The sequence below is a fragment of the Oleiphilus sp. HI0123 genome, from assembly GCF_001635315.1.
The window spans coordinates 1-447 of sequence record NZ_LWGE01000868.1 but is presented as its reverse complement, the minus strand read 5'-3'; the positions used below and the strand labels follow the sequence as shown (position 1 = coordinate 447).

Sequence of the window (447 nt, the reverse complement as noted above, 5' to 3'; positions counted from 1 at the left end):
ATAACTATTCACTTCGCTACTTAAGGTATGCTGAGCCAAAAACCGGGCTGCAAAGCCATTGATATCATCAATTTCAGTGCGTTTACCCGCGCGAATATCTTGTAGCATAGAGGAGATATTTGTGCTGGTTTTTTGCATCACATCGAAAACCAGCGTTTCGATTTCATCACCGGAAAGAGGGTAGCTTGCTGTGTTTAGCAGCTCGCTAAGTTCTAGCTTCAGTATTGGCCAACCTTCAATAAAACGTCGTGATGTCCGTACTTGGCCATTCGGGCAATTTAGTAGCGCTGTATAGGGATTAATAGCGCAATTGATCACGAGCTTGTGCCACAAAGCCTGCCATATGTCCTTTTCGTATTGGAGTGTTAGCGTCTTGTCTAATGCGGGTGGCTGAAGGTAATTAAGTAGCGCTCGGGCAGCATCGTTAGATTCTGCAGCTTTGTTTAA

Annotated in this window: 1 protein-coding gene; it reads right to left on the bottom strand. The window is 44.7% G+C overall.

What is annotated here, in order from left to right:
• On the bottom strand, nt 1-447 hold a 447-nt coding region (locus A3761_RS07555; RefSeq protein ID WP_304439599.1), incomplete at both ends, for a ketopantoate reductase family protein.